Annotated in this window: 10 protein-coding genes; 2 read left to right on the top strand and 8 right to left on the bottom strand. The window is 73.1% G+C overall.

From position 1 onward, the window contains the following. Positions 1–187: 187 nt before the first annotated feature. From ACILQ5_RS12925 to ACILQ5_RS12905, 5 genes are read right to left on the bottom strand one after another with little or no spacing between them, the layout of a single operon-like run. Positions 188–784, bottom strand: a complete 597-nt coding sequence (locus ACILQ5_RS12925) for a pentapeptide repeat-containing protein (RefSeq protein ID WP_395658409.1) — start codon at positions 782–784, stop codon at positions 188–190. Further along, the gene (locus tag ACILQ5_RS12920) at positions 777–1,049 is read right to left on the bottom strand and encodes a DUF2087 domain-containing protein (RefSeq protein ID WP_395658408.1); all 273 of its coding nucleotides are present in this window, start codon (positions 1,047–1,049) and stop codon (positions 777–779) included. The genes ACILQ5_RS12925 and ACILQ5_RS12920 overlap by 8 nt, the downstream gene beginning before the upstream one ends. After that, the gene (locus tag ACILQ5_RS12915; RefSeq protein WP_395658407.1) at positions 1,046–1,606 is read right to left on the bottom strand and encodes a M23 family metallopeptidase; all 561 of its coding nucleotides are present in this window, start codon (positions 1,604–1,606) and stop codon (positions 1,046–1,048) included. The genes ACILQ5_RS12920 and ACILQ5_RS12915 overlap by 4 nt, the downstream gene beginning before the upstream one ends. A 30-nt stretch (positions 1,607–1,636) precedes the next feature. After that, complete coding sequence (locus ACILQ5_RS12910; RefSeq protein WP_395658406.1) at positions 1,637–2,050, bottom strand: VOC family protein; 414 nt, start codon at positions 2,048–2,050, stop codon at positions 1,637–1,639. 9 nt (positions 2,051–2,059) lie between these two features. Further along, entirely contained in the window at positions 2,060–2,266 is a 207-nt protein-coding gene (locus ACILQ5_RS12905) for a DUF6767 domain-containing protein (protein ID WP_395658405.1), read from the bottom strand. A 106-nt stretch (positions 2,267–2,372) separates the two neighbouring features. Here ACILQ5_RS12905 and ACILQ5_RS12900 point away from each other — a divergent pair, with 106 nt between their 5' ends. Continuing rightward, positions 2,373–2,777: an NUDIX domain-containing protein gene (locus ACILQ5_RS12900; protein WP_395658404.1), complete on the top strand. Its 405-nt coding sequence runs from the start codon at positions 2,373–2,375 to the stop codon at positions 2,775–2,777. Positions 2,778–2,793: 16 nt separating this feature from the next. On the opposite strand, the gene ACILQ5_RS12895 is transcribed toward ACILQ5_RS12900, so the two are convergent. The 3 genes from ACILQ5_RS12895 to ACILQ5_RS12885 form a co-directional block, all read right to left on the bottom strand. Further along, on the bottom strand, positions 2,794–4,008 hold the full coding sequence (locus tag ACILQ5_RS12895; RefSeq protein WP_395658403.1) for a DUF222 domain-containing protein: 1,215 nt from the start codon (positions 4,006–4,008) through the stop codon (positions 2,794–2,796). 203 nt (positions 4,009–4,211) lie between these two features. Then, positions 4,212–4,712, bottom strand: a complete 501-nt coding sequence (locus ACILQ5_RS12890; protein WP_395658402.1) for a hypothetical protein — start codon at positions 4,710–4,712, stop codon at positions 4,212–4,214. A 163-nt stretch (positions 4,713–4,875) separates the two neighbouring features. Further along, a complete protein-coding gene (locus tag ACILQ5_RS12885; protein ID WP_395658401.1) occupies positions 4,876–5,556 on the bottom strand; it encodes a response regulator in 681 nt (226 codons plus the stop codon). 93 nt (positions 5,557–5,649) lie between these two features. On the opposite strand from ACILQ5_RS12885, the gene ACILQ5_RS12880 reads away from it, so the two are divergent. Beyond that, complete coding sequence (locus tag ACILQ5_RS12880; protein WP_395658400.1) at positions 5,650–6,825, top strand: sensor histidine kinase; 1,176 nt, start codon at positions 5,650–5,652, stop codon at positions 6,823–6,825. Positions 6,826–6,831 lie beyond the last annotated feature (6 nt).

Here is a 6,831-nt window from a genome sequence, read left to right as displayed (position 1 = left end):
TGGTCTTCTTCAAGCCGTCGGAGAAGTTCGGCTCGCGCTACTGCACGCTCGGCTTCGAGGACGCGGCGCAGCTCGACGACGGGCACCTGTGGCCGACGTCGTACGCCATCACCGACATCGGCGCCGGCGAGGCGAAGGCGATCGAGGCGCTCGTGAAGCAGGCCGCCGGCTGACCCTCCCGGTCAGGTCAGGTCGGGTCGACGACGGCGCCGTGCTGCTCGGCGAGCAGCACGGCGCCGACCAGGTCGAGGCGGGTGTCCCGCAGCCGCGCGCTCGAGAGGTCCACGCCGGACAGGTCGGCGCCGCGGAGGTCCGCGCCGGAGAGGTCGGCCTCGCGGAGGGTGGCACCACCGAGGTTCGCGCCCCGCAGCGAGGTGCCGCTCAGGTCGGCCATCGAGAGGTCGGCGTCGCGCAGGTCGAGCCCGTCCAGCTCCAGCCGGCTGAGCACGGCGCCGCGCAGGCCGACCCTGCGCCAGACCCCGCCCCGCACGGCGAGCGGCCGCAGCGTGCACTCGGAGAACTGCGAGCCGGTGAGCTTGCAGCCGTCCAGCATCGCGTCGAAGAAGCTGCACCGGCGGAAGTCGCAGCCGACGAACGCCGACGCCACGTGGGTCGAGGCGTTGAACCGGCAGGTGTGGAAGGTGCAGCGCTCGAAGGTCGCGCCGCGCGTCACGACCTCGCTCAGGTCGACGTCGGTGAACGTGACGTCGGCGTAGGCGACGGCACCGAGGTCCTCGCCGTACCAGTCGAGGTCCCGCAGCTGCTGGGGCGCGGGCTCAGACATCGACGGTCCCGCCGCTGCGCCAGTAGACGCCCGCCTCGCGGGCGAGGAACCCGTTCTCGACGAGGTAGCGCCGCAGGGCCGCGTGGTCGGGGTGGAAGCGGTGCAGCACGAGGTTCACCTCGGCCTCGGCGTAGCGCTCGCCGGGCTCGAACTCCTGCGCCAGCCGGTCGAGGACGACGAGCCGCTTGGCGTGCCGGGTCGGGATGGTGCGCAGGCTGCCGTCGTCGTCGAAGAACGTCCGGAGCACCTGCTGCTCGTCGGTCACGACGCGTCCGGGGGCGTGAGCCGCAGCAGCGGCCGGGGCCACACCGCGCTCGCCAGGTCACCGCCGACGGCGCGCTGCTCGAAGTGGAGGTGGCACCCGTCGGGGGCGCCCCGGTCGTTGGCACGGGCGAACATCGTGCCCTTGGCGACCATGTCGCCCTCCTGCACGTAGACCTTTCGCGTGTGCCCGATCACCAGGTCGAAGTGCTTCTTGCGGTTGCGCAGCAGCACCGGGTTGTCGCCGTACGCCGGCCCCAGCGAGTCGTTCGGCATGACACGGACCCGGACCGCGGCGTAGAGCGGCGTCCCGCACGGCATGGCGACGTCGAGGCCGTGGTGGAACCCGTGGTCGTGCTCGCACCGCGGGTCGGGGGAGTAGTACGGCGCCCGGGTGCAACCGAACGGGACCATGATCCGGTGGGCGCCCTTGAACCACGGCGAGGTGTAGTGGGTCCTGTCCTTGGTGTAGAAGACCCAGCGCGGGTCCTTCGCGCCCGCCGGCCCGGCGAGCGAGGCCGCGAGCAGCAGGGCGAGGACGATCGCTCCGAGACGTCGCATGGGCTCAACCTAGCCGCGGGGACGCCGGCCTCACAGGCTGAACTCGCCGGGCGCCAGGCTGCGCAGCACGCAGAACTCGTTGCCCTCCGGGTCCGCCATCACCACCCAGCCCACGTCGCCCTGGCCGACGTCGACGCGCCGGGCGCCGAGTGCCTCGAGCCGCTCGACCTCGGCCGCCTGGGAGCAGTCGATGGGGGACAGGTCGAGGTGCAGGCGGTTCTTGACGGTCTTCGCCTCCGGGACCCGGGCGAAGACGAGGGTTCCCGCGACCGGCGCCTGCCGGATGGTCGTGAGCAGCTCGGTGTCGTCGCGCCCGGGCGGCCCGATCTCGACCAGCTCGTCGTCAGCGTGGACGACGACGTAGCCCAGGGCGGCGCACCAGAAGTCGGCGAGGCCCGCGGGGTCGGCACAGTCGACGGAGGTCTCGGTGATCCTCGAGGTCATGGACCAGAGTCAAGCGCGCCGGGCCGCGGGACCGCGACCGGTTTGCTGCTGCTCCCGGATCCGCTCGAGGCGCAGCTCGGCCAGCCGGTCGCGCAGGTCGGGGTCGTGCATGACCAGCCAGACCAGCCCGCAGTCCTCCGGGCCGGTGGCGCCGGACTCGCACAGCAGGCACGCCTCACCCGGCCGGATCGGGCACTGGGGTACGGGCCTGCTCATGGCGCCACGGTAGGACGGCCGGTCCGTCCGCAGCAGGGTCGAACGTCCTCGGCTGACGAGCCCTCCGCACGTCCCGGGTGTCGGTCGTCCCTGCTTGCATCACCTCGTGCACGAGGTCGTCGCCGGGGCGCTGGTCCGTGAGGGGCGGGTGCTGCTCGTGCACCGGAGCCCGTACCGGCGTGCGTATCCGGACGTGTGGGACCTGCCCGGCGGTCACGTCGAGCCCGGTGAGTCGAAGCTGACCGCGCTCGCGAGGGAGATGCAGGAGGAGCTGGGCGTGGCGATCGCGACGGACTCGGCGTCGCACCTGTGCCGGCTGGAGGCGGGACGCGGAGCAGACTCGGTGCGCTTCAGCGCCTGGCTGGTCGTCGACTGGCAGGGAGCGCCGACGAACATCGCGCCCGAGGAACACGACGAGATCCGGTGGTTCCGCCCGGCCGAGCTGCCTCCCCTCGCACATGGATCCCTGGGACCGGTGCTGGTCGACGTCATCCGGAGCCGTCGCACCTGACTGGTGTCGGGTCGGCTCACGTCCGTGGGTGGTAGCCGGGCTTCGTGGGCTGGTGGCGGTGGTGGAGGTGGTGGTGTCGGGGGCAGAGGAGTCGTCCGTTGGCGAGGTCGGTGGGTCCGCCTCGTGACCATTCCTGGTCGTGGTGGGCGTGGCAGCGCCAGGGTGGTGCGTCGCAGCCGGGTTCGGTGCAGTGCTTGTCGCGCAGCGCGAGGGCGAGGTGCTGGGCGGGGGTGAACAGCCGGGTTCTGTGGCCGAGGTCGAGGACCTCGGAGCGGGTGCCGAGCACGGCGGGGATGATCCCGGCCTGGCAGGCGAGCCGGCGGGCTTCGCCGGGTGAGATCCGGTGGCCGGTGTCGAGGATGACCCCGGCGGTCTCGAGCTGCCCGACCAGGGTCTCGTAGGAGAGGGTGACCACGACGGTGGCGTTGGTGCCACCGGCCTTCGGCAGGCTCGTGGCGGGGAGGCGTTCGAGGAGCTCGCAGAACGCCCTGCCGAGCCGCTCCGGCGTGGGCCGGCCGGCGGTCTGCTTGGCGGCCTCGGCTCCGTCGGTGGCGGCGCGGTGGTTCGGGGCGGCGAACGCGGTGACGGCCTTGAGGAGCATGGCGCCGTGCAGGTGCGGGAGGACGAAGGACCCGACCAGGCGTCCGTGGTCGTCGAACCGGGCCTTGAGCCGGCACGCGGCGAGCGCGTCGGCCTCCTCGCGTTCGAGCAGGGCGGCTTCGTGGGCGTCGGCCAGGTCGGGGGCGATCACCTCGAGGAGCCGGCGGCCCAGGATCCGCAGCGCCCCGGCGTGGTGGTCGCGGGCGAGCCCGACCAGGTGGTCCTCGGCCTGCGCGATCAGCTCGGGGCCGATGGAGTCGGGGAGGTCGTCGACGGCGTGCACGACCACCCGCGCCTGGTCCAGGTTCAGGTGACCGGCGGCGAGGGCGTCCGCGGTCACCGGGTGCGCCTCCAGCGCCTGGGCCAGCTTCACCAGTCCCTTCGCGGTCCGGGGGGTCTGCCGGGTCGCGTGCGCCCAGGCGGCGGTGGCGTCGCGGGTGTCGACCGACTCGGCGTGCGCGGCGACGCGGAGCTTCAGGGCGGCAACTTGGGCTTCGAGGCGGGTCAGCTCGACCAGCGTCGTGTGCGCCTCGTCGGCGTCGAGGGACCACACCGACGCGTCGGCCACCGAGTCGGCCACCGACCGCATCTGGGCGGTCGCGGCGGTGACCCGGTGCCTCGGTGTGGCCATCGCTGTCATGGCACCCATTCCAGCATCGACCACCGACAGTCAGGCCCGAGAATCCCCTGTGTGCACAGGGGATTCGGTCACGATCGGGTCACGATCGACGGGCGTTCTCCACCGCCCGAACCGGGCCCGTGGAGGGTTGGCGTCGAAGCCCGCGGCCCGCGCTCCCTGCACCCGACCACTGGATGGCTACGGCCGGCGGGACGTCATCGGCGTGCCTCGGCGATGGTCCGCCACGTCCCCGCCACCAGCGCCACCGTGGCCAGCAGGAGGCCGTAGGCGACGATGGTGACGCCGCGACCGCCGGCGCTGCCGGTCATGCACTCCTGGTAGAGCTCGGTCGCCACCGTGCTCACGCGGCTGGTGCCGATGAGCACGCCGGTGAGGGCGACGGCCGCGACCGGGAGGAGCGCGATGAACGCCCGGTTCCGCCAGGCGAGAGCGAGGACGGTCAGGGCCAGGCCGCCGACGATCATCGCGATCATCCAGTTCCTCGCGCCCAGGTCGGTGGCACCGAGCGTGCTGTCGGCGCCGAAGACGTAGCCCCACGGGTTCACGGCCCCGAGGACGAACAGGACGCCGGCGGCCGCTGCCAGCGCCGCGTCGACGGGGTAACCCTTCACGCGGAGCACCTGGGTGGACCGGGCCGGGTCAGGTGTGTCGGAGAGGTGCGTGTCGCGGTGGGGGGTGGCGGGTGCGTTCTTCATGGAGGACTCCTTGGTCGTGGACGGGTCGTCGTCTCCACGATCGCGGCGGCGGTGGCGCGGCACCTCGGGCGTCTGACGGCATCGTCCTGCGTCATCCGTCGGCCGCCGGGACGCGACAGATGACGTAGGTGCACCCGCCGGCGACGGGCGGCATCCCGGTCGGTCAGGCGTGCGGGACGAGTCCCTCCCGCACCGCCCACAGCGCGAGCTGGGTGCGGCTGCTGAGCCCGACCTTGGCCAGCACGTTGCTCACATGGGTCCGGGCGGTGCGCTCCGAGGTGACCAGGCGACGGGCGATCTCCTGGTTGGACAGTCCTTCCGCGACCAGCTCGACCACCTCCCGCTCCCGGGGGGTGAGCACGTCGACGGCGCGCGGCTGCGGCGACAGCGACGCCGCCAGGATGCGCGTGGCCCGAGGATCCACCACCATCTCGCCCCGGTGGGCTGCCACGACGGCGTCGATCACCGCGGTGATGCCGGCGTCCTTGTGGACGTAGCCGACCGCGCCGGCCCTGAGGACGCCGGCGACGGCGTCGTCCTCGAGGAGCCCGGTCAGGGCCACGACCTGCACCCCGGGCCAGAGCTGTCGCACCTGCCTGGTCAGCTCCACCCCGTCGCCGCCCGGCATGGCGACGTCGGTGACGAGCACGTCCGGCAGCGTGTCCGAGCCCGCCAGGGTCCTCAGCCGGGCGATGGCCTCCTCGAGCGAGGCCGCCTCGCCGCGGACCACGAAGCCGTCGCGTGCCTCGAGCACTGCCGTGATCCCGTCCCGCACCACGGCGTGGTCGTCGACCACGAAGACGGCGATGTCCGGCTCGTCCTCGTCCGGGTGGGTCGGTCCCACGTCACCCTCCACTCGGCTTCCACGTAGGGCACCATGGTGTCGGATCTGCCGCAGACGGGGCCAGAGGACGCGGCGCTGAATCGCGGAGACATCGTGAGGAGATCGCATCCGTTCCTGGCACGAGCCGGCACCTGGACGACGCTCTGCGTCCCGAGCCTGATCCTGGTCCTCGCCGGTGCCGCCGAGGCCGCCGAGGAGGGGACCCCGACGTCACCGGGGCTGATCATGGCGTTCGCGCTGGTGATGGGCTCGTTGCTGCTGCTGCGGCGCCGGTGGCCGCTCCCGGTCCTGCTGACCACGACGGGGCTGGCCACCGCTCAGATGATCGCCCCCGTCTGGCTCTCGGACGTCGGTGGGCTGGCGGTCGCGTTCGCGGTCTACGAGGTCGCCGTCCAGGCGGACCGTCCGGCGAGCGTGCGGGCGAGCGTGTTCAGCGGCGTGGCGCTGGCCGCCTCGGGGCCGCTCTCGGGGCGACCGGAGATGGCCGAGATCATGGTCAAGACCCCCATCTTCGTGGCGGTCGCCTACGCCCTGGGCCGCGCCAGCCGGCTCCGCGCCCAGCACGCAGCGGCCCTGGAGGAGCGCGCGGCACTCGTCGAGCTGAACCTCGCGACCGACCGTGAGCGGGCCGCGCTGGTCGAACGGCAACGGCTCTCCCGCGACCTGCACGACTCGGTCCTGCAGATCCTCTTCGGCGCGAACGCGCGTGCCGTCGCGGCCGGCCAGCGGCTCGCCGTGCCGGGCGGCTGCGACCACCGGGCCGTCGCAGAGGACCTGACCCAGGTCGTCGACCTCCTCGAACGAGCGTCCGGTGAGCTGCGCGCCCTGGTCGCCGGGCGCCGCGAGCTCGCCCCCTCCAACCTGTCGCTCGTCCTGGCGACCACCATCGACACGGTGCGCCGGCAGACCCTGTCACCTGCCGTCCCGGTCGTGCTCGAGGCACCGTCCCGGCTCCCCGAGCTGCCCCCGGGCGCCGGCCCCGATGTGGCTGCGATCGTGCGCGAAGCCCTCCGCAACGCCCTCGAGCACGCCGAGGCGACGCGGATCGTCGTCCGGGTCGACACCTGTCCGCTCGTAATCGAGGTCGAGGACGACGGCCGGGGCATCGGCACCGCGGACCGGCCGAGCGGCCACTTCGGCCTCGAGACCATGACCGAGAGGGCCGTCCGCCTGGGCGGCAGCCTGGAGCTCGACGTGCCGCCAGGCGGTGGGACCGTCATCCGGTTGCGCCTCGACGACCAGCAGGCCTCCCAGCCGCAGGCGTCCTGAGGCGGC

Source organism: Nocardioides sp., from assembly GCF_044226305.1.
In the GTDB taxonomy this organism is placed as follows: Bacteria; Actinomycetota; Actinomycetes; order Propionibacteriales; family Nocardioidaceae; genus Nocardioides.
The sequence above is the reverse complement of the archived record's forward strand: the minus strand, read 5'-3'. Positions and strand labels throughout refer to the sequence as shown.